The sequence below is a fragment of the Achromobacter sp. CSND-B12 genome (genome assembly GCF_052906545.1).
In genome coordinates this window covers 6683479-6704435 of record NZ_JBREGJ010000001.1, presented here as the reverse complement: position 1 = coordinate 6704435, position 20957 = coordinate 6683479, and the positions used below count along the sequence as shown (strand labels likewise).

The following is a 20957-nucleotide window of genomic DNA, read 5'->3' as shown; positions in this document are numbered from 1 at the left end:
CTTCAACTTTCCCAAGTTCGGGGAAGAGTCTGGACGTTGCATCGAGACCGACCAAGCAGACGGCGACGAAAGCCTGCAATCGGCCATAAAGCGTCGTTCGTAGGAAACGTCGGCATCACATTTGAACGTCTCCCGTATAGTCAATAGCAGTCGTCTGTAGGTTTGAAAAGCAAACACACGCCGTAAAGCTAACTGGCGCTGGGACGCTTTATTGCGAAACGTCCGGCGACCGACGGGAGTCATTCTGAGCACCGTATGAAATTGCTACTGGGCTAATTGTGCGCAGCCGCCCATTTCCATCGAATAGAATTTTTTCGGTCTCATGGATTTTTTCCGCACTTATCATTGTCGGAAGAAAGAATATCACCCCATCACTTATTCCGGATGTGATCATCAAGTGCTCCACTTGATCAATAACGTTTTTATAAGTCAGGATGTTCATCCTGTTCTTTATTTCAACAATTACCCTTTCACTGCCACGCTCAACTAATAGATCGGCGGTTACATGGAGCTTTTCTGCTCCCAGCGGCGCATCGGCCGTAATTGTGGCGTCTGGAATGATTGCAGCCAAAAATCCACTAACAGATCCGAGCCATTGAGCAGCCGTACCCTTCTCGACTTGTTCATTAGTATGCCGCTGAAAATAAATTTTTAGCGTTTCTCCAACTTTCGTTAATAGATCCGCATCGACAGCACCAACCTCGCATCTTACATTTTCTGCTATTTCTCGAACTGCAGCAATTTCTTTGTCGTGCGCAAGTTGTTGGATTATTTCATCGAGAAGTAGACAAGAAAATGCGGTAACCGAGACTATCGCAAGGAACGCCTCGCTATCATTAAAATCCAGCTTGTAGTCGTGAGTCGATGGATTTCTCCATTCCTTTCTATAGTTAGTAAATTGATCTAAGACACGTCGCCTGAATTTTTCGGATTTTGAGAAATGCGATTCAATGTCATATGGGCGAACATTATCTGGATTTTTCTTCGTAAGGACTCGATATGCTTCCTTGATGGCGCCCTCGAATGCTTGATTCGTTCTGTAAACGGCATCGGTGAATGCTGTTTGGTCCGCATCTTTTTGCCCCCGCAGTAGGTGCCGATATGCTGTCTCAATGTGAGAAAGCGTTGCCTTAAGTCCGGACGAGTGCTCCCCAGAATCAAGGAGGTGAATCTTCTGTCGCAAGATGGCAATAATATCCATGCCTGATCCAATCTAACGTGGTGCGAAGCACTGAAGTGCAAATCTAGATTGCTACACTCGACTATAGAGCGCGGCAAGGAGCTCTCTCCTATGTGCAGCACTACACTTCTCAGTCTCCTGAAAAGCTCCCGAAAATCTCCGCGTAGAGTTGCGTGTTAGCAAGGACTGACGAGTTGACTTCAGCGGGGTCAATTACATTGAAGCCTCTATATAGGAAGACGTGCAGCAGCAGAAAGTATGCAATCAGCAGGAGAAAATAACCTGCTGCATAGGTTTTCATTCTTGCCGCGCTGCTTCTGTAAGAAGAGAAGTTAAGACCGTGAAATCTCTCGTTTCTCACGTTGGGAAGGACCGCATACACAAAGAATCGAAGCCGTTCCTCCGGCTGCAAAATGTGATTTGTCAGAGAACCAATGTTGACCGCTGCCCCGGTCAACACCAGCTTGAGGAACGCGCCCGCCTTTCGCTGAATTCTAGCCCGCTTATGCCCATCGGCAGCAGCCACCCATTGCGACCCGTACTTACTGTCGAATGCATCTAAAAGCACGGAACCCATGGCTGGCTTAACCTTCTTCAGAAAAAAATCTGAGTGGTCGCCGGGCTGATGCATCGCCTCGAGAATCCGCGTAGCCACATATTCGCAGCTTTGCATGGGAACTTGGTCCATAAATGCAGTCATGGAGGCAAGGCTCGTATTTCCAGCAGATTTCTGCTCAATATGTTGCATAAGAACCTGGAACCGGGACGGAGAGTTTGGCGGTCGCAAGCGTTCTACTAAATCAAACATCTCAGCATCGAGTGCAGTCCAGACGGACTCAAATGCTCGATCAGGTCTCAAAGGTAGCATGTCGAGTGCGTCCAGAAGCGCGGACAGCATCATATGGAAATCGTTGTCGACAGAGTGCCGGAGATGGGCTGGAACAAGCGGCGATGCTCTGTTCAACGTTTTGAGATGTTCGAGCAGTCTTTGTTCGACTGGAAACTTGAACGTTGCTGGCCACTGATTGTTATAGTCGACGCGTAACGTCTTGGTATCGTTGTTGTTCAAAGCTAACGTCTCCGTACTGAGTGTTCTGTGAGGATCGAGTAGCACGATGTTTAGGTATGCCAATGTAGCGGAGTGTTTAGCTTGCTGTAGCGAGCATATCCGGCAGTTTCGCTTTCCGCAGAATGTTTTGATCAGGAAGTAATATAGCGGTTAGTCATGGACGGTAATTTAAGTGATCGACTGGAGCTCGACGGTGTACGCTGGCGATTATGCGCGAGATGGCCAGTAACATTTTCTCTGAACCCCAAAGCGCAGAGTAAGTCCATGTCCTCAGTAACCATAGCCGGCGATGCCGAGAAATGCTGACCCACGACATGGCCGCTGTGCGTTTGTGACCGGAAATTGCGTAGCAACGCCGCAAATGTCGCGTATGGGTCGAAAACGGCCATTCGTGATTGCTTACTCGATCCCCACGCATCACTCGTGATTCCGACAGGAGGATATGCCACTCGCACTTGCCATTAATTTTAGAATTGCAGCTCTCTCACATGAAAGCCAGCTGTTAGTCGCGTCGGTGCAATGGCTGCCTGCGGTGGATCGTCGACCTCCACAGTCGCAGGCGATTGGCTAGACGGTCGCTGGACTAGGCTCAAGGAAAGAGCTGTCCCGTTTCCCGGGAAGGTAATCCAAGACGACGCCGCACAATTGGATCATTGCCGCTATACCCTTTGGTTTTCTCCAGTGCCGAAATTTCTTCTGAGGAATAAATTCGGATCACACCGCCGGTGGAAGCTGGGAGAGCAGTAGGCGTTTCTGACATTTCAATACCTTGCTGTACGACAACACCCGCAACCGGGTTGCGGTACTCCACCGGCCCCAGTGTCAAATTCGGTGCCCGTTGAATCTCCCGGTTCGGCGGTGTTGGCGATGTCTGCGGGTTGGGCGGCACCAGCCGTGTTGAAGGTGCGAGTCCTGATGACGCATTCACGTCCCGGCCTGGGGGTGGAACAGATTTCTCTCCGCCCGAGAAAACTAGGAATCCGCCGATCACGAGCGCGCCAAGGCCTAACTGCCCGAACAGCCCCATGCCAGCGTATCCGACGTCCGATCCGCCGCAACCGGGACACTTGAGCGACAAATTCTTTCCCTTCGGATACCACGTGTATTTGCAGGTACGGCACTTGTTCTGTGATCGCTTGGTCGCCATTCTTTTGTTCCGTTTAGATATTTTTTGTAATACGTATTACGTTACTGCATCTGGTGTTAAGTGGCAACGGGTGGCGAGACCGCTCCACTGTCCGAATAGTGGATGGAGAGAAATCCTGATGTAACTTGCTGCTTCTCTCTATATCGGGCAGGGCATATCGGCAGTGATGTATTGGCCCAGCAAGACCTGCTCATTAAGCCCGGCAGCCGTCATTTTGACTAAGCTTGCTTCTGACCTATAGGGGGTAGTCTATATGACTCGGTGCGTATCGCAGTGGCAGAATTGTCCCGCCTATTTCTGACTCCACCACTCCCTCCCGTATACTCCCCCCACTACCGCACCAACGGTAGTCCCGGAATGGAAGCCGGGTAAGCTATAGGCGGGACAGCCGCCGCTCAGGCGGCATTTTCATGTCCAGCGTCTACGCACGTCCCTATGGGCGGGCCTGGGCGGGGGTGCGCTTGCGCACGCCGGGTCCTATAGCTCCGGTCTTCCAACCCTGTCTTGTGCCCGCCCGCCTCGTTTGGAAGCGGGGAGGCGGGTTCTTTACTCGCTATAGGAGGCAGTCCCCATGCTGCACCCCCTAACCCAAAACCCCTGGCAAATCGACACCGACCGCGAATCCGGCCCCGTCTCCCTATCCCACCTGCACCAACTAGACCGCACCCGCTACGCCATCCAGACCATCGCCCGCATGGTAGGCAACAGCGCGTCCGAACCCGACGCCACCGGCTCCCCACCGCTGGACCCCTGGGCAATCACCGCTCTGATGGGCGGCGTCGAAAGCCTCTGCGAGCACCTCGGCACCCTGGCCGAAGCCATGCTCGACCAGGCCCTGCGACCGGACGACGAAAGGGAAGCCCCCAACCCCACCCACAACGCTCCCCCCTCGATCCAATAACATCCACGAAAATAATTCCTACATAACCGGGAATTTATATCGTTTTGAGGATCGCCCCGCGAGGCCTTGTAATGCGTGTTCGCTTATTGCCGTTCACGCCTTCAAGAAAATTCCTCGCTATGAATCCCATCGGATACCGCATTCTTCCCCGGCCCGCGCCGGCCGTCGCCGCTGACGTGCTGGCCGGTTTTGCCGCTATCGGCTCGGCCCAGATCAGCGATTGCATGAACCGCCTGTACGGCGTCAGCGGGCTGCGTCCGCTGCACGCCGGCAACCAGCGCACGGTCGGCCTGGCGCTGACCGTGAAGACGCGGCCGGGCGATAACCTGATGATCCACAAGGCGATTTCGCTGGGTGGCGCGGGCGATGTGATCGTGGTCGATGGCGCTGGCGATACCAGCAATGCGCTGGTCGGCGAGTTGATGATGATGGACGCGCAGGGGCGCGGCATCGCCGGGTTCGTGATCGACGGCGCGGTGCGTGACCTGGATGTGTTCGCGCAGGGGCAGTTCGGCTGCTTTGCGCGCGCGGTGTCGCACAAGGGGCCGTACAAGGATGGTCCGGGCGAGATCACCAGTATGTGGGGCGGATCGGCGCGAAGTACACATGGTGATGCCTGAAGCTGGGCGTATTCGCTCCTGGGCAGTACCGCCCCTTGGGCCCATGGGTTTTGCCCTGGACGCGGGGGGCGGACAGATGCCTGGCGTAATAAAGAGCCGGCGCCATTGGCTCTCGTGCGGTGGCTTCCCGCTACCTTCTTGTCTTGGAACAGGCGACCTGTGACGCCGTTTCCCCTCTTATCGGAAGGTAACCTGTACGGTGACTTGCTGGCTGAATTCTCCCGTTATCAGCGGCGTTCCGGATTTCGTCAATTGCGCCGAGTATCGCAGCGGGAGTGGCCGCTTGCTGGTAGTCAATGATGGCTGGCGGGAATCCTGCCACTGGTTGAAGATGACGGGGTGAACGCCCAGTTCGTTGATTCCCAGCGCGAATCCGTTGGGTGTGCCGTCGTTGTTCTTCAGGAGGATTTCCTGGTTGCCAGGCGTCAGTTCTTGATTACCTTCCGGCTGAAACCTTAACTGAAGCGGCACGACCAAATTGCCCAGGTCTACGATCCGGAAGCCGCCATCGCAGCTCTCATCGTAATCCGCAGTGATTGTGAAATCCACGGGCGGCGGTAGCGGAAGGTGGTTTACGGCGTAGGCTTTTCCCAGATTGATCGGGCCTGGCGTGGATATTTTCGCGATGCATTTGGGTATGAGCGCAATGGTCGTGCTGCTGTTGGACCCGATCGAGATGACATTCATGGTGGAAACCCCGGAACTTAGGACGACCAGGTTTCCCATGGCGGGAATATACGCTCTCGTCGGCTTGTTGGGGGGCGTTACCATGACGAGTTTCAGCTTGCCGTGCAAGATGCCGGATGCCGTCATGGTGGGATCGGAAGGTGACTTCGCTGCGTAAGTCACGTCGGAAAGGACGAGTCGATTGTCGGTGGTTGAACTGGATGGCGTCCACTCGGGATAGTTGTTGATCTGCAAAACGAGTTTCAACCCGGCCGAAGCCAGGTCCTTTATCATCGTTTGCATGTATCCCCCCGAGCCCATGTAGGGCAGACGGTCTGGAATGTTCGTGATGCAGACCCACGGGATCACGGGAAGCGAGGTTTCGTAGACGACCTCTCCCACGGGGATGGTCTTATCCAGATTGATCTGCAATGGCGTGAAAGTGGTCAAATAGGAGTCGGCGCCGGTTCTGGTGGGGTCGAACCCTTGTGATGGGTTCCTGTTGAACTGGCATCCCGACGTGACCTCTTGCCCCAAGGCGTGCCCGGCTGGGCCCAGCAGGCCGGCGACGGCGCACACGGCTGCCAGCGCGGCGCGCCAGGCCAGAAAGGCACCAGTCTTTCGCTTGATCATGCAGTTTCTCCTCGGGTGGACGGATGCCGGCCAGTTGGCTTCCCATCAGGGGCCGCCATGGCACGGGTGCCACGCGAGTTTGCATAGGTAGGATTATCCGAACGTTAAGTTTTCGTCGGATGAAAAGAATGGGCGGAGCGCAGCCTGACTCGACTGTTAGAGTCAGATCCGCTACGCGATGTTGTTGGTCTTGGTGTTCACGAGCATTATGACGTTACCGATCCATACCCGCGTTCCGCCTGTCGATGCTACAGATCCTTCTTCGCATACTCCATGTTCCAACTCCGACAACTGAAAACCTTCGTCGCGGCGGCGGAAACGTTGAGTTTCACGCAAGCCGCCAGGCGAGTGCACCTGTCCCAGCCCAGCGTGACGGAACAGGTGAGGGCGCTCGAGGAGGCCGTTGGTCAGCCGCTGTTTATCCGCCATAACAACCGCCTGCAGCTGACGCCGGCCGGGGAAAGACTGGCCTGCCGCGCCCGCGAACTGCTTGCCATGGCCGACGATGCCTTGCGCGAGGTTCGCGACGATGTCGCCGGCACGGCCGGCGCGATCCGCGTGGCGGCGCCGCCTACGCTTTGCACCAGCCTGCTGATTCCGCAGTGGCTGGGCTTTGTGCAGCAGCACCCCGCAATGCAGGTCGAAGTCCAGGAACGTAACTCTTCCGCGACGGCCCAGGCGGTGCGCGATGGGACGGCCGACCTGGGGCTAGTGCATGGGTGGCCGGCCAATGGCGCCGAGCTGCGGACGGAAGTCCTTGCGAGGGACATGCCGGTGGTGGTGCTGCCGCCGGGCCATCCCCTCGGCCAGGTGGCCGACATCCCGTCGGACGCGCTGTTGGCGCTGCCGCTGATTGTCACGATGGAAGGCTGCCGCTACCGCCAGTACCTGGACGCCTTGTTGCAGCACGGCCCCGCCCGGCCGCGTATTCGCGGTGTGGCCGACAGCGTGCCGGCCTTGATCCAGATGGTGGCCGCGGGCCTGGGGGTGTCGATCCTGCCGAGGATGGCGCTGGCGCCGGCCGGGGCGGCGCCGCGCGTCGAGTGGAAGCCCTTGTCGGACAGCGGGGAAGGGCTGCCCATCTGCTTGCTCACCCCGCATCGGACTCCGGCCCGCCAGGTGGCGGCGTTCATCGCGATGATCCGGTTGGCGACGGCTCCGTCAGACCAGCCGGTGGCCGCCATCGACATGCAGCACGGTGCCGGTCGTGTAGCCGTTGCCGAGTAGAAAGACGATGGCATCGGCGATGTCGTCGCCGTCGCCCACCCGGCCCACCGGCAGCCGTTCGGCCATCGCCGCCAGCAGCGTTTCGCTGTCGGCGCCGGCCACGTGGTTCCAGATGGGTGTGCGCACCCAGCCGGGCGAGACGGCGTTGACGCGCAGCGGCGCCAGTTCGACCGCCATGGCGCGGACGATGCCTTCGAGCGCGGCGTTGATGGCCGCCACCGCGACGCCCTTGGGCCGGGGGCGATAGGCGGCGATGCCGGATGTCAGGGTGATGGAGCCGCGCGATGGCATGCGCGCCGCGCCATGCTTGGCCAGCAGAATGGGCGCGACGACCTTGGAGCGGATGGCGCGGTCCAGCGCATCCAGGCCCAGTTGTGGCAGCAGCTCGTAGGCGCCGCGGATGTCGGCGGCGGTGCAGACCAGGTGGTCGACCGCGCCGGCTTCCTCGAAAAGCCGCCGCACCTGCGCTTCGTCTGTCACGTCTGCGGGGTGCAGTTGCGGTTCGCCAAAGGGGCGCAGCGGCTCGCGCGCGGCGTCGAGCTTGTCGCGCGACCGGCCCACGATCAGCACCTGGCACCCCATCCGCATCAACCGCGCGCTGACGGCCAGGCCCATGCCCGAACTGCCGCCCACCACCATGACCCGCTGCCCCGTCAGGTTGTTGTCCATGCTTGCTTCCTTGATGAATGTGTCTGGAAGGCGCGATGGTGGCGCGGCGCCGGGCGGGTCGCCAGCAGGAATGTTTGATGGGGGTATCGGGATTGCCGATGCGGCGCGCCGCAGCGAACGCGCCGCCGGCTATCCTTTCAACGCCGTCCCCAATCAATGCTCCCCGGCTCCGGACAAACCCAGGACGCCTGCAACCGTTCCCGGATCTGCGCCAGATCCTGCTCCACCAGCAGAACCCCATCCCGGAACACCGGCACCAGCGCGCCGCCAGCCGCCTGCTCCGGCGTCTGCTGGTCGCGCAACACATACCCCGTCGCTGTCTCATCGACCCGCAGCAAGCCCTTGGCCGACCGCTTCACGCCGGAGTCGGTGACCGGGTCCTTGACCAGTTCCTGCGGTTCGCCATTGACCTCGGCATACGTTGCCTTCAATGCCCAGCCGAAGCTGTCGCGGGTCAGGTATTGATAGGTGTAGGAGCCGATGCCCAGGACCACGTTGCCCGACGCGAAACCCTTTCTTTCCAGCCGCGCCAGGATGTCGCGGCCGCGCGCCAGGGTGATGGAGTCGCCGTAGATCAGGCCGACGTGCGGATCCAGCAGCTTGTAGCCGCGGTCGGTCACGACGCCGCCGAAGATGTCCCACAGGCATTGCACCGCGCCGTTGACTTCGGCCTCGCGCAGCGCCTGGCTGGCGCGGGCGTCGTCGTCCAGGCGCCAGTAGCGGCCAGTCTCGATATCCCGCACGGCTTCGAATCCGTCGCGGCGGGCGGCGGCCAGGGCTGCGGCGTCTTCCACACTGGGCACGTCGGTGCAGAAGTAGCCAGTCAGGATCTTCACGGGATCGCCGGAGTCCGGGCGGAACACGACCTTGGCGTTGCCGAAGGGATCGGGCTGGCGCGCCAGGATCTCCGGCTTCAACGCGGCGGCGAAGTCGGTGACCACTTGCCAGAAGTCCCAGGTGTCGGACACCACCGACACGATGCCGGCCGGATAGACCTGCGTGACCAGGCGGCGGATGGTTTCGATTTCGCCTTCCTTGCTGCCCAGGCACATGACCGAGTGTTCGGTGGCGGGCACCGAGCCGCCGACCAGTTCGCGGTCGGAATCGGCGCCGTACAGGTCTTCCAGGTAGTCGATGGCGGGAATGGTGTCGGTGCCGGTGAACGACAGCAGGTGGCCGGCACCGCTCTTGCGGGCGTCGTACAGGCCGGCCATGCCGCGCATCGAGAAGTCGTGGCCTTGCCAGTTGACGAAGTCCATCGGGCTGCCGGTCAGGCGGGCGAAGTAGGTCAGGAGCTTGCGGTATTCGAAGGCGATGGTGGCCACGGTGGACGGCTTCCACGATTCGCAACTGAACAGCGTTTCGATGTAGGTGACCAGCCAGGCGAATTCCGGCCTGGTGTTGACGAAGGTGACGGGCGGCACGCGGATGTCGACGCGGGCGCCTTCGGGCAGGGAACGGATCCCCAGCGGCAGATAGCCCAGTTCGTACAGCGCCTGCAGGTGATCGACGGTGACCGCGCCCTTGCCCAGCGCGTTGTCGACGCGGCGCTGGTACTGGCGCACGGCCGCGCCGGCGGGCTTGCCGAAGAATTCGCGGTTGAACAGGTCGATCAGGATTTCCTTGATGAAGCCTTGCAGGCCGAACCAGACGATCTTGTTGTCGAACAGTTCGGGCAGCACCGGCGCCAGCCGGGCCGAGCGCGGGGTGAAGTTGGCCAGGATCCTGTTGGTGCCCTTGGGGTACTGGAAGGGGTGGCCGGTCTTGTAGAAGTCGGCTTGCAGCAAAGGGTTGATGCCGTTCTTGGTGGCGACGGGGGCGGGGGCATTCATGGTGTGGACTCCTGCTTGATGTTCAGTTGGCCGCGGTGGCGAGCGCGTCGGCGGCTTCGATCGGGTTGACGATGACGGGCGCGCCCGGGCCTTCGGCGGCGGTCCAGTCGTAGGCGGTGTACAGGCCGGCGTAGCGGGCGTTCAGCTCGGCCAGGCCCTTGCTGAAAATGCCGTGGGTGACGTACAGGTAGAGCGGCTGGTCGGTCTTGTCGCGCAAGGCGGCGGCCAGTTCCAGGAAGGTGCGGCCGCCGTCGCAGATGTCGTCCACCACCAGCACCGGTTGCGCGGGGATGTCGTCGGGCACCCGGGTTTCGGTGATGCGGCCGGTTTGCGGGTCGCGGACTTTTTCGGCGTAGCGCACGTCGGCCACGCCCAGCTTTTTGGCCAGGGCCTGCACGCGCTTGCGGGCGCCGGCGTCGGGCGCCATCAGGGTGACTCCGTTGGCAAAGGCGGGGTTGGCCAGCGCGTTCTTCAGGAAGGCGGCGGCGTCGATGACGCGGACGCGTTGCAGCAGGGCGGGGGTGACGTCGCTGTGCGGTTCGACCACGCTGACGGTGGCGTATTGCTGGTCGTTGATCAGCTTGCAGAACACGGCCGCGCCCAGCGCCTCGCCGGGATTGCAGATGCGGTCCTGGCGGGCGTAGGGCACGTAGGGCATGTCCAGGTGCACCGGCGCGGCCGGGTTCAGGCGGCGCAGGGCGTCGGTCAGCATCAGCAGTTGCATGACGTCGTCGGCCGATTTCAGCAGGGCGTGGATGCGGAATTCGCTGGCCGCGTCGGCGCGGGCCTGCAAGGCAGCGGGCACGGTGACCTGGCTTTCGCCGCCGGGGAACACGAACGCGCTGGGCGTATCGGTGTGGCGTTGTCCTTCTACTACCGCGGTGAGGGTGAACATGATTTGGCCTTAGTGGCAAATTAAAACTAAGTGAGGCAAGTATAAGTCTACTTATTGTTTATTTGCAACTAAGCGGGGGGTCGGCGCGAGGTCAACCGACGCTGCGGTCGAACAGGGCGAAGTCTTTCAGGCGGTACAGGCGGGCGGGACGCTGCGCGCCCAGCGCGTAGTCGTCGGTGGCTTCCAGCACATCCCAGGCTTCCATCTTGCGGCGGAAGTTCGATTTCTCGAGGGTGGTCTGGAGGATGGCTTCGTAGGTGCGCTGCAGCTCGGTCAGGGTGAAGCGTTCGGGCAGCAGGAAGAACGGCAGGGTGGAGTAGCTGGATTTGCCGCGCAGGCGGGCCACGGCGGCGGCGACGATGTCGGCGTGGTCGAAGGCCAGCGGCGGCAGCGCATCCACGCTGACGAACCGGAAGCCCGCCGGGGCCGCCTCCAGTTCGGCGGCCGGCACCAGCGCCACGTAGGACACCGACAGCGACCACTTGCGCGGGTCGCGGCCGGGGCCGGAGAACACCTGCAACTGCTCCAGGTAGCGCGGCTCGAAGCCGGTCTTGTCGCGCAGCACGCGGCGGATGCTGGCTTCGGTGCTGGCGTCTTCATCCACGTGCACCACGCCGCCGGGCAAGGCCATGGCGCCCTTGAACGGCGCGCGGTCGCGCGGGTGCAGGGCGATTTCCAGGCCGGTCTCGCGCAGGGTGAGCAGGACGGCGTCGACGGTGACGAGGGGCTGTGGGTGGTCCAAGTGGGGGTTCCGGGCGTGGCACTTCGGGGTAAGGTGCCACTATGCGGCGGATTGGTCAACCGCGCCCATTGAACTAACCCGCGGCGCCGATCCCGTCCAGCTCGGCCACGGCCCGCGGCGGCAGCGCCAGGCTGGCCGCGGCGGCGTTCTGCCGCAGGTGCTCGACCGACGAGGTGCCCGGGATCAGCAGGATGTTGGGCGAGCGTTGCAGCAGCCAGGCCAGCGCGGTCTGCATCGGCGTGGCCTGGCACTCGGCGGCCACGCGCTCCAGCGTGGCCGATTGCAGCGGCGAGAAGCCACCCAGCGGGAAGAACGGCACATAGGCGATGCCGTCTTGCGCCAGTTGCCCGATCAGCGCATCGTCGGCGCGGTGCGCGATGTTGTACTGGTTCTGCACGCAGACGATGTCGGCGATGCCGCGCGCCTGCGCCACCTGGCGCGCGGTGGCGTTGCTCAGGCCCAGGTGGCGTATCAGGCCCTTGCGCTGCAATTCCGCGAGGGTGGTGAAGGACGGTTCGATGTCGCCTTCGGCGGGGCCGGCCACGTCGAACATGAGGCGCAGGTTGACCACGTCCAGCACGTCCAGGCCCAGGTTGCGCAGGTTGTCGTGTACGGCAGATTCGAGTTCGGCGGGGGAATTGGCCAGTAGCCACGAGGCATCGTCGCCCCGGCGCGCGCCGACCTTGGTGACGATGACCAGATCGTCGCGGTAGGGGTGCAGCGCTTCGCGGATCAGCTGGTTGGTGATGTGCGGGCCGTAGAAGTCGCTGGTGTCGATGTGGTTGATGCCGAGTTCGAGCGCTTCCCGCAGGACCGCCAGGGCCTGCGCCTTGTCCTTGGGCGGGCCGAATACGTGCGGGCCGGCCAGTTGCATGGCGCCGTAGCCCAGGCGGTTGACGGTCAGGTCTCCCAGCGGGTAGGCGCCGGCTTGTTGAATCGAGGTCATGACTTGCTCCGAGGCAGGGGGAATGAAGCGAGTCTAGGGCGGCGCGCTGCGTGCGACAATCCCTGGTAATCGCACAGCTTGTGCGGAATAGCGAACAATCGGGACCCGCCATGTCCAACCTTCAAGACATCAGTGCCTTTGTGGCGGTGGCCACGCATGGGGGCTTTCGCGGCGCGGCGCGCCAGACGGGGACCAGCGCGTCGCAGTTGAGTGAAGCGGTGCGCCGGCTGGAAGCCCGGCTGGGCCTGCGGCTGCTGAACCGCACCACGCGCAGCGTGGCGACCACGGCGGCCGGGCAGCGCCTGCTGGAGCAACTGACGCCCGCGCTGGACGCGGTCGAGTCGGCACTGGACGTGGCCAACAGTTTCCGTGACCGGCCGGCGGGCCGGCTGCGGCTGAATGTGCCGCTGGCGGCATCCCGGCTGGTGCTGCCGCGCATCGTGCCGCCGTTCCTGGCGCAGTATCCGGAGATCCGGCTGGAGGTCATCGTCGACGATCGTTTTGTCGAGCTGCTGCAGTCGGGCTGCGATGCGGGCATCCGCTACGAGGAAAGCATGGACCAGGACATGGTGGCCATCCCGATCGGGCCGCGGCGCCAGCGGATGGCGGTGGCCGCCGCGCCGGCCTACCTGGCCCGGCATGGACAGCCGCGGCATCCTGAAGACCTGCGCCGGCACCTGTGCCTGCGCGGCCGTTTCACCAGCGGCGCGATGCCGGCGTGGGCGTTTGAACGCGAGGGCCAGTCCGTCACGGTGGAGGTGGATGGTCCGCTGATCGTCAGCCTGGGGGCGGCGGTGGACCTGGCCGTCGATGCGGCGGTGGCGGGCGCCGGGGTGGTCTATCTGTTCGAGGACTGGCTGCAGCCTTATCTGGATCGGGGCGAACTGGAGCCGGTGCTGGCGGATTGGTGGCCAAGCTTCACCGGCCCCCTGCTGTATTTTCCGGGCCGGCATTATCTGCCGGCGCCGCTGCGCGCCTTCGTGGATTTCGTCCAGGCGGCGCGCTGGTAGCGCGGTCGTGGCCGCGACTGTCGCCGCGACCTCGACCGTAACCGCGTCGGCGTCGGCGTCGGCGTCCGTGTCCGCGGACGCCGACGCCGCTTAGCGCGCCGCCGTCAATGCGCCCATCGCCTGGCGCATGAAAGCCAGCGTGGCGTCATCGGCCCAGGTGCCGGCGGTCAGTTCGGGCTCGGTCATCAGGGCGTGGCGGAATTTCGCGTGGGTCGCGGGGTCGTTGCCGGCGTAGCTGCAAAACAGTTCCAGCCATTGCCGCGCGAGTTCGCGGCCGGTGGCCGAGTCGGGGGCCTGCCCGGCATCGATCGCGTCGCGCACCCGCGCCATCAGGGCCGGCCATTCGCCGGCGCGGTCGTGATAATGCGCCCGCATGAACCGGGCCTCGTCCGGCGTCAGGTGTTTTTCGTAGAGCCGCAGCTTGCTTTCGGAGAACGCCCGCACGACGTAGTCGCGCATGGCCGGCGAGATACCGATGTGTTCCTGCATGGCCGGTTCCCGTTCGTGCATCTGGTTCAGCTTCACGAGCAGGCGCGGATCGCCGTTGGTGTCGCGCAGCAGCAGCGTCATCCAGCGCAGGGCCAGCGCCTGCGAACGCGGGTCCTCGGGCGGGGCGCCGTCGTCCATCTGCCGGCGCACGTCGGCGATCAGCGCAAGCCAGCCGGCGTCGTCGTTCGGGCCTCGGCGGTACATGGGCAGACGCGCCAGTTCTTCCTGGGAGAAATATTTGTCGTACATGTTCATCAGTTCCAGAGTGGTCAGCCAATCGGCCAGTTCCGGCTCCGCTCCCATCGCCAACTGGCCTTGCAACTGCGCGAGGCGTTCGCGCAGCCGGGTGGCGTGTTGGATCTGGCTGTCGAGCATCGCGATCTGTCTGGCGATGATCTCGTCCAGCGGCGTGCCGGGCTGGTCCAGGTAGGCGCCGATCTCGGCCAGCGGCAATCCGAAGCGACGCAATGCCTGGATCTGGTGCAGTCGGGCGATGTCGTCGCGGCCGTAGAGCCGGTAGCCGTTGTCGGCGCGCGCCGAAGGCGTCAGCAGGCCGATCGCGTGATAGTGGTGCAGCGTGCGGACGGTCAGTCCGCTGCGCTTGGCCAGTTCTCCTACTTTCAGTCGCATGGGGTTCCTTCATTGATGGCGCAGGCCGAACTTTTGGGCATGACGTTACGTAAGGGTCAAGCGTTGGCGGAACGATTTGTGGATCGGGCTTGCAGGAAGGCGATCGCGACAGGGAAAGTGTTGCGCGCCAGGCCGGTCCTGGCTGCCGAGCCGGCCGGTCGTTCTCCGGGGGATGGATGTCCGCGGGCGGGGCGGCCGCGGGGAGAATTCCGCGGACGACGCGGGCCGCCGCGCCGTCTGGAAAAAAACGGGCGCGGGGCGGGTGTGCCCGTTGCGCCCGTCGCGCCGTGAATGGCGGGATTTCAGCCGCAGCGGATCGCCGTCATCACGTCCTTGTCGTCGACGATCAGGTTCAGGCGGGTGTCGTTGTATTCCATGGTGACCAACTGGCCCGGACGCAGGATGCGGGCGGTGGCGGCGCCGCTGCGGGTGCGCAGGTCTTCCAGGACGGACTGGGTGGCTTTCTGGCCGATCTGGGATTGCAGCGAGGCGGCGTCGCAGGTCTTGCGGGCGCCGGCCTGGGTGGAGGGCGATCCGTACGACGCGCCGGAGGAGCTGTCGGACGTGGCGGGCGAGCTGGCGGAACTGGAGGCGGCGGATGAGGATGAGGAACGCGGGGCTCCGGTGTTGGCGCAGGCGCTCAGCGTGGCTACCAGCAGAACGGGAATCAGCTTGCGGATCATGATCACTCCTGAAAAAGAAAACGTTTCCACGGCGCGGCCGGCGCGGGGGCGGGCGGGCGGCGCGGAAAATCCATCATAGACCAGCCGCCCGCGCGGCGCTTGGGCGTGGCGTCCGGTCGATTCCCGGAGCGTCGCAGGCCGCCGCGCACTGCCGTCAGTGGAAATTGCGGCTGGGCATGCTCAAACCGCCCAGCAATTCGGACAGGTCCACCAGCCGCTGCGCGATCAGGTGGCGCACGCCGTCCACGCTCTGCCAGGTGCCGTAGACACCCAGCAGGGTGGAACCGAGCAGTTCGCGGCGCTGGCGCTCGATCAGTTCGGGGCGCACCACCACGTTGACCGGACCGGTTTCGTCTTCGAGGGTGACGAAGATCACGCCCTTGGAGGTCTGCGGCCGCTGGCGCACGGTGACGATGCCGCAGGCGCGGGCCACGCGCTTGTCGGGGTAGCCGTTGAGCGCGCTGGCGGGCTGGAAATTGCGCGCCGCCAGTTGCGGCCGCAAGAGTTCGACGGGGTGGCGCCGCAGGGTCAGGCCGACGCTGCGGTAATCGGCCGCCACGGTCTGGCTCTCGCTGGGCGCGGCCAGTTGCGGCATCTCGGTTTCGTGGATGGCGGCGTCGCGCAGCAGGTCGCGGCTGTGGACGCTGGCGGCGGCCTCCCAACTGGCCTGGCGGCGGTGGCCGGCCAGGGTGCGCAGGGCGTCGCCGGCAGCAAGGGCGTTCAGGTCGTGGCGGGTCAGGGCGGCGCGGCGGGCCAGGTCGCCGGTGCTGGTGAAGGGGGCCTCGGCGCGGGCCGCCTCGATGCGGCGGGCGCTGTCTTGGTGCAGGCCCTGGATCAGGCTCAGGCCGAGGCGCACGGCGGGGCGGATTTCGTCCGGCGAGGGCGCGTGAGGATGCGGCCGGCGCGGCGGCGCGTCGGCGGGCGCGGGCTCCAGCGCCGCGTCCCAGCCGCTGACGGTCACGTCCACCGGCAGCACCCGCACGCCGTGGCGGCGCGCGTCCTGCACCAGTTGCGCCGGGGCGTAAAAGCCCATGGGCTGGGAATTGAGCAGCGCGGCCAGGAAGGCCTCGGGCTCGTGGCGCTTGAGCCAGGAGCTGGCGTAGGCCAGCAGCGCGAAGCTGGCGGCGTGGCTTTCGGGGAAGCCGTATTCGCCGAAGCCTTCGATCTGGCGGAACAGCGCCTCGGCGAATTCCAGCGTGTAGTCGCGGGCCAGCAGGCCGCCGATCAGTTGGGCGCGGTATTTGTCGACGCCGCCCTTGCGGCGCCAGGCGGCCATGGAGCGGCGCAACTGGTCGGCATCGCCCGGAGAGAAGCCGGCCGCGACCACCGCGATCTGCATCACCTGTTCCTGGAAGATGGGCACGCCCATGGTGCGGCGGAGCACGCTTTCCACCTTGTCGCTGGGATATTTCACCTTTTCCTTCTTTTGCCGGCGGCGCAGGTAAGGATGCACCATGCCACCCTGGATCGGGCCGGGCCGCACGATCGCCACCTGCACCACCAGGTCGTAGTATTCGCGCGGCTGCAGGCGCGGCAGCATGCTCATCTGGGCGCGCGATTCGATCTGGAACACGCCGATGGTGTCGGCATCGCAGATCATGTCGTAGGTGGGGTCGTCGCCTTCGGGAATGTCCTGCAGCCGCAGCGGCTGGCCGCGGCGCTGGCCGGCCAGTTCCAGGGTGCGGCGCAGCGCCGACAGCATGCCCAGGGCCAGCACGTCGACCTTGAGCAGATTGAGCGCGTCCAGGTCGTCCTTGTCCCACTGCACCACGCTGCGGTCGGCCATGGCGGCGTTTTCGATCGGCACCAGCCGCGACAGCTTGCCGCGCGAGATGACGAAGCCGCCCGGGTGCTGCGACAGGTGGCGCGGAAAGCCCATCAGGGTCTGGGCCAGCGCGGCCCATTGCCGCGCCACCTGCGATTCCGGATCGAGCCCGAAGGCGCCCAGCGTGCGCAGCATTTCCTTCTTGCCGTCCCACCACTGGTGGGCGCGCGCCACGGCGTCGATCACGCCCGGGTCCACGCCCAGCGCGCGGCCGGTGTCGCGCAGCACGCTGCGCGGGCGGTAGGAGATCACCACGGCGGTCAGGGCGGCGCGCTGGCGGCCGTACTTGCGGTAGATGTACTGGATCACGTCCTCGCGCCGCTGGTGTTCGAAGTCGACGTCGATGTCGGGCGGCTCGTTGCGTTCCTTGCTGATGAAGCGTTCGAACAGGTTGTTGCCGCGGCGCGGATCGACCTCGGTGATGCCCAGGCAGTAGCACACGACCGAGTTGGCGGCCGAGCCGCGGCCCTGGCACAGGATGCCGTTGTTGCGGGCGTACAGCACGATGTCGTAGACCGTGAGGAAGTAGGCCTCGTAGTGCAGGTCGGCGATCAGCGCCAGTTCCTTTTCGATCTGCTCGGTGACGTAGTCCGGCGTCCCGTCCGGAAAGCGCCGCGCGGCGCCGGCCAGGGTCTCCTGGCGCAGGTAGGTGGCGGGGGTGTGGCCGCGCGGGATGATCTCGTCGGGGTATTCGTAGCGCAGCTCGTCCAGCGAGAAGGCGCAGCGCCGCGCCACCACCAGGGTCTGCGCCAGCGCTTCGGGCGGATACAGGTTGGCCAGCCGCATGCGGGTGCGCAGGTGCTGTTCGGCGTTGCCCGACAGCGCGTAGCCGCATTGCGACACGCACTGGTGGGTGCGGATGCCGGTCAGGGTGTCGTGCAGCGGCTTGCGCGAGCGCACGTGCATCTGCACCTGGCCCAGCGCCACCACCGGCAGGTCGGCGGCGCGGGCGGCGTGGTCGACGGCGGCGCGGTGCAGGTCGTCGCGCGAGCGGTACAGCAGGGTCAGGCCGACCCAGGCGCGGCGCGGGAAGGTGGCGGCCAGCCAGCGCGCCTGCTGCGCCATGCGGTCGGGGTCGTCGCCGTAGACGGGCGACAGGATCGCCAGGCATTCGGGCAGGTGGCGCAGGTGTTCGTAGCCCGGCGGCGGATGAGTGAAGTCTTCGGGCGCCAGCCGGTATTCGCCCTTGGGGGCGCGGGTGCGGGCCAGGGTGATGAGTTCGGACAGGTTGCCGTAGCCCTCGCGGGTCTGCGCCAGCAAGGTCAGGTCCAGTGGCGCGGCCTCGGGGCCGGCGCGCAGCCGGAAGGTGGCGCCGATGATGAGCGGCAGTTTCTGGGTCTTGGCTTCCATGTGGGCGCGCACCACGCCGGCCAGGCTGCATTCGTCGGTGATGGCCAGGGCGGCGTAGCCCAGTTCGGCGGCGCGGGCGGCCAGTTCCTCGGGGTGCGAGGCGCCCTGCAGGAATGAGAAGTTCGACTGGCATTGCAGTTCGGCGTAGCCGGGCAGTCCGACAGGCGGAGCGGGGGCGTCGTCATGCGGATCGTCGGGCGCTTGCATGGCGGAGTCAGGCGTACAGCCCGTGCAGGTGCCAGCGCGCGTGCGCGTCGTCGCGCTCGCGGTAGATCCAGTAGCGCGCGCCGGCGGCGTCCTCGGCCACGAAGTAGTCGCGCACGGTCAGGGCCGGGTCCCACCAGCCGCTTTCGATGCGTTCGGGGCCGCGCATCAGCCGCAGCGCCTGGCCGGCGTATTGCGGCCGGTGGCCGGCGAGTTTGAGCGGCAGCGGCGGGTCCAGCAGCCAGAAGGGGCGGTCCAGGGGTTCGGGCAGCGGTTCGGGGCGCGGTGACGGTTCCAGCGCGTCGCCCCAGGCATTGGCGGCTTCGGGCCGGTGGTCGGGGATGGGGCAGGCGTGGCGCACCTGGTCGCGGCCCAGCCGCGCGGTCAGCAGGTCCAGCAGGCGGGCGTGGTCGGCGGCGGTGCCGCCGGGTTCGGGGAACAGCGTGGTGCTGGCGGCGGGCTGTTCGGTGGTGTCGGGCGCCAGCAGCGTCACCGCGATCACCGGGGCTTCGAGCGTCAGGCGGCCGAGCTTTTCGCGCAGCAGGTTGAGGATCTGCTGCGCCTGCCACACGGGCTGGGCCAGCGCCAGTTCCAGGTCGGTGGGCGGGCGCGCATGGCGGCCGCGTTCGTGGTCCAGGCGCAGCAGCACGCGCCGCACCGCCAGTTGCCGCGCCGCCAGCCAGCCGCCCAGTTGCTCGGCCAGGCGCCGCGCCACGGCCAGCACCGCGTCGGTGTGCTCGAGGTATTCCATCAGCTCGATGCGGCGCTCGAAGCGCGGCGGCGGCTCGATCCAGCGATGCAGCTCGGGCGACTGGCCATAGGCCGCGTCCAGCGCTTGCAGCAGATCGGGCGCGCTGCGCCGTTGCAGGCCGGCGCGCGGCAGGGCGCGCAGGTCGGCCAGGGTGTGGCAGCCGATGTCGTTGAGCCAGTCCAGGCGCGGCCGGGCCTGGGGCAGCAGGGCCACGGGCAGGGCGTCGAGCCGGCGCGCCAGGGTGCGCGGGGTGAGCACCCGGCGCGGCGGCCGGCGTCCGCCGCGGTGCGCCAGCAGCCAGGCGCCGGCGGCGGTGGGCGCCATGCCCAGCGACACGCGCAGGTCCAGCGCGGCCAGCGTGGCGGCCACGCGCCGGTGCAGCGCGCGCGGCCCGCGGAAGAACAGCAGGCTGGCGCCGACGTTGAGCAGCACGGTGTCGTCGCCCGCCAGCGCGACCTCGGGGGTGTATTGCAGCAGCGCCAGCGCCGCGCCTTGCAGGGCGTCGGCCTCGGCCAGCGGGTCGCGCGTCAGCAGCTCGACCGTGGGCGCGATGGCGGCCGCGCCGCCGCGGCGCATGCCCGGGCGCACCCCGGCCTGGCGCGCGGCGGGCGTGAGGGCGGCGACGCGTTCCTGGTCAAGGACCGCGTAGGCCTGCGCCTCAAGCGGCCAGTGCGGGCGCAGGGCGTCCAGCGGCAGGCAGCGCAGGCAGGCGGCGATCCAGAGGCGCATGGCGGGTGGGCGCCAGGACGCCGGGCTCCAGGCCCACGTACAGCGGGGCCTCGCAGACCGGTCCGCGGCGCTTGAGGATATGGACGGACAACCCGCCCGGCGCGGGCGCGAGCGCCAGGCGCAAGGGGGCGGGGGTGGCGTGCTGCGCGGCGCTGGCCGGGCGCAGGGCGACGAACAGCAGGTCGCTGGCCTGGGCCGCCAGGTGCAGCCGGCGCAGCGATTCGGGGCGCACGTGCGGCAGCCAGCAGAGCAGGGCGCCGCAGCTGCCGTTTTTCAGGATCTGCTCGGCGGCCCACAGGGCGTCCAGGGGTTTTTCGGGGGCGACCCAGAGCAGTTGGCGCGGATCGAGCCGCCAGCTCATCCAGCTGGCGATGTGCGGCGCGTGGGGCGGCTGCACCAGGGCGATGGGGCGGCGCGTTTCCAGTTGCGCCAGGGCTGGGCGCAGCAGGCGGATTTCGCCGATGCCGGGTTGGGGGGCCAGCAGCTCGATCAGCGAACCCAGCGGCCAGCCGCCGTCCGGCAGCTCGGCCGACAGGGCGGGGTGGCCGGTGGGCAGGCTGCGGGCGGCGCCGCGCGCCAACTGGGTGGCGCGCCACAACGCGGGATGGATCTGTTCTGGCGACGGCATGGCGGGCGGGCGACCCGGTTTTCCTGGGTGAAGACTTGGTGGGCGGCGGACGGCCGGGCGGGGAACGCCTGGCCGGAATCGCTTATTGCTGTATGAATATACAGTATTTTACCTGACCCGGAAGGCACCGG

The 20957-nt window shown here is 65.2% G+C and carries 17 protein-coding genes and 1 pseudogene; 4 read left to right on the top strand and 14 right to left on the bottom strand.

What is annotated here, in order from left to right:
* Nucleotides 1-208: 208 nt before the first annotated feature.
* The 3 genes from ACUTAG_RS31410 to ACUTAG_RS31400 all read right to left on the bottom strand — a co-directional run bounded on the left by ACUTAG_RS31410 (nucleotide 209) and on the right by ACUTAG_RS31400 (nucleotide 3396).
* Nucleotides 209-1201 carry a hypothetical protein gene (locus tag ACUTAG_RS31410; RefSeq protein ID WP_131726737.1) on the bottom strand — a complete coding sequence of 331 codons (993 nt, stop codon included), beginning with the start codon at nucleotides 1199-1201 and terminating at the stop codon, nucleotides 209-211.
* A gap of 109 nt (nucleotides 1202-1310) precedes the next feature.
* Nucleotides 1311-2249, bottom strand: a complete 939-nt coding sequence (locus tag ACUTAG_RS31405; RefSeq protein ID WP_131726738.1) for a hypothetical protein — start codon at nucleotides 2247-2249, stop codon at nucleotides 1311-1313.
* A gap of 589 nt (nucleotides 2250-2838) precedes the next feature.
* Nucleotides 2839-3396: a hypothetical protein gene (locus ACUTAG_RS31400; protein WP_131726739.1), complete on the bottom strand. Its 558-nt coding sequence runs from the start codon at nucleotides 3394-3396 to the stop codon at nucleotides 2839-2841.
* 571 nt (nucleotides 3397-3967) lie between these two features.
* Between ACUTAG_RS31400 and ACUTAG_RS31395 the strand changes: the two genes are divergently transcribed.
* Nucleotides 3968-4297: a hypothetical protein gene (locus ACUTAG_RS31395; protein WP_148318783.1), complete on the top strand. Its 330-nt coding sequence runs from the start codon at nucleotides 3968-3970 to the stop codon at nucleotides 4295-4297.
* 119 nt (nucleotides 4298-4416) lie between these two features.
* Nucleotides 4417-4869: pseudogene (locus tag ACUTAG_RS31390) on the top strand (RraA family protein); the annotation flags it as partial.
* Between the two features lie 225 nt (nucleotides 4870-5094).
* Here ACUTAG_RS31390 and ACUTAG_RS31385 read toward each other — a convergent pair.
* A complete protein-coding gene (locus ACUTAG_RS31385; RefSeq protein ID WP_262352278.1) occupies nucleotides 5095-6216 on the bottom strand; it encodes a hypothetical protein in 1122 nt (373 codons plus the stop codon).
* 273 nt (nucleotides 6217-6489) lie between these two features.
* Between ACUTAG_RS31385 and ACUTAG_RS31380 the strand changes: the two genes are divergently transcribed.
* Complete coding sequence (locus tag ACUTAG_RS31380) at nucleotides 6490-7443, top strand: LysR family transcriptional regulator (protein WP_148318785.1); 954 nt, start codon at nucleotides 6490-6492, stop codon at nucleotides 7441-7443.
* Here ACUTAG_RS31380 and ACUTAG_RS31375 read toward each other — a convergent pair.
* The 5 genes from ACUTAG_RS31375 to ACUTAG_RS31355 form a co-directional block, all read right to left on the bottom strand.
* A complete protein-coding gene (locus ACUTAG_RS31375; RefSeq protein ID WP_148318786.1) occupies nucleotides 7378-8112 on the bottom strand; it encodes an SDR family oxidoreductase in 735 nt (244 codons plus the stop codon). The two genes, ACUTAG_RS31380 and ACUTAG_RS31375, sit on opposite strands and share 66 nt — an antisense overlap.
* A 137-nt stretch (nucleotides 8113-8249) precedes the next feature.
* Nucleotides 8250-9944 (bottom strand): nicotinate phosphoribosyltransferase, encoded by a 1695-nt coding sequence (locus ACUTAG_RS31370; protein ID WP_148318788.1) that lies wholly within the window; start codon nucleotides 9942-9944, stop codon nucleotides 8250-8252.
* A 22-nt stretch (nucleotides 9945-9966) separates the two neighbouring features.
* On the bottom strand, nucleotides 9967-10839 hold the full coding sequence (gene prs / locus ACUTAG_RS31365; RefSeq protein WP_148318790.1) for a ribose-phosphate diphosphokinase: 873 nt from the start codon (nucleotides 10837-10839) through the stop codon (nucleotides 9967-9969).
* Nucleotides 10840-10930: 91 nt separating this feature from the next.
* Nucleotides 10931-11581, bottom strand: a complete 651-nt coding sequence (locus ACUTAG_RS31360; protein WP_148318792.1) for an NUDIX hydrolase — start codon at nucleotides 11579-11581, stop codon at nucleotides 10931-10933.
* A gap of 73 nt (nucleotides 11582-11654) precedes the next feature.
* A complete protein-coding gene (locus tag ACUTAG_RS31355; protein WP_148318794.1) occupies nucleotides 11655-12527 on the bottom strand; it encodes an aldo/keto reductase family oxidoreductase in 873 nt (290 codons plus the stop codon).
* Between the two features lie 110 nt (nucleotides 12528-12637).
* Here ACUTAG_RS31355 and ACUTAG_RS31350 point away from each other — a divergent pair, with 110 nt between their 5' ends.
* The gene (locus ACUTAG_RS31350; RefSeq protein ID WP_148318796.1) at nucleotides 12638-13537 is read left to right on the top strand and encodes a LysR family transcriptional regulator; all 900 of its coding nucleotides are present in this window, start codon (nucleotides 12638-12640) and stop codon (nucleotides 13535-13537) included.
* Nucleotides 13538-13627: 90 nt separating this feature from the next.
* On the opposite strand, the gene ACUTAG_RS31345 is transcribed toward ACUTAG_RS31350, so the two are convergent.
* The 5 genes from ACUTAG_RS31345 to imuA all read right to left on the bottom strand — a co-directional run bounded on the left by ACUTAG_RS31345 (nucleotide 13628) and on the right by imuA (nucleotide 20826).
* Nucleotides 13628-14656, bottom strand: a complete 1029-nt coding sequence (locus ACUTAG_RS31345; RefSeq protein WP_148318798.1) for a MerR family transcriptional regulator — start codon at nucleotides 14654-14656, stop codon at nucleotides 13628-13630.
* Nucleotides 14657-14958: 302 nt separating this feature from the next.
* Entirely contained in the window at nucleotides 14959-15339 is a 381-nt protein-coding gene (locus ACUTAG_RS31340) for an I78 family peptidase inhibitor (protein WP_026384344.1), read from the bottom strand.
* Nucleotides 15340-15493: 154 nt separating this feature from the next.
* Nucleotides 15494-18721, bottom strand: coding sequence for an error-prone DNA polymerase (locus tag ACUTAG_RS31335; protein WP_148318799.1), 3228 nt, complete (start codon nucleotides 18719-18721; stop codon nucleotides 15494-15496).
* Between the two features lie 7 nt (nucleotides 18722-18728).
* Nucleotides 18729-20198, bottom strand: a complete 1470-nt coding sequence (locus ACUTAG_RS31330) for a Y-family DNA polymerase (RefSeq protein ID WP_148318801.1) — start codon at nucleotides 20196-20198, stop codon at nucleotides 18729-18731.
* Nucleotides 20128-20826 (bottom strand): translesion DNA synthesis-associated protein ImuA, encoded by a 699-nt coding sequence (gene imuA / locus ACUTAG_RS31325; protein ID WP_054438108.1) that lies wholly within the window; start codon nucleotides 20824-20826, stop codon nucleotides 20128-20130. Before imuA ends, ACUTAG_RS31330 begins: the two co-directional genes overlap by 71 nt.
* Between the last annotated feature and the right edge of the window lie 131 nt (nucleotides 20827-20957).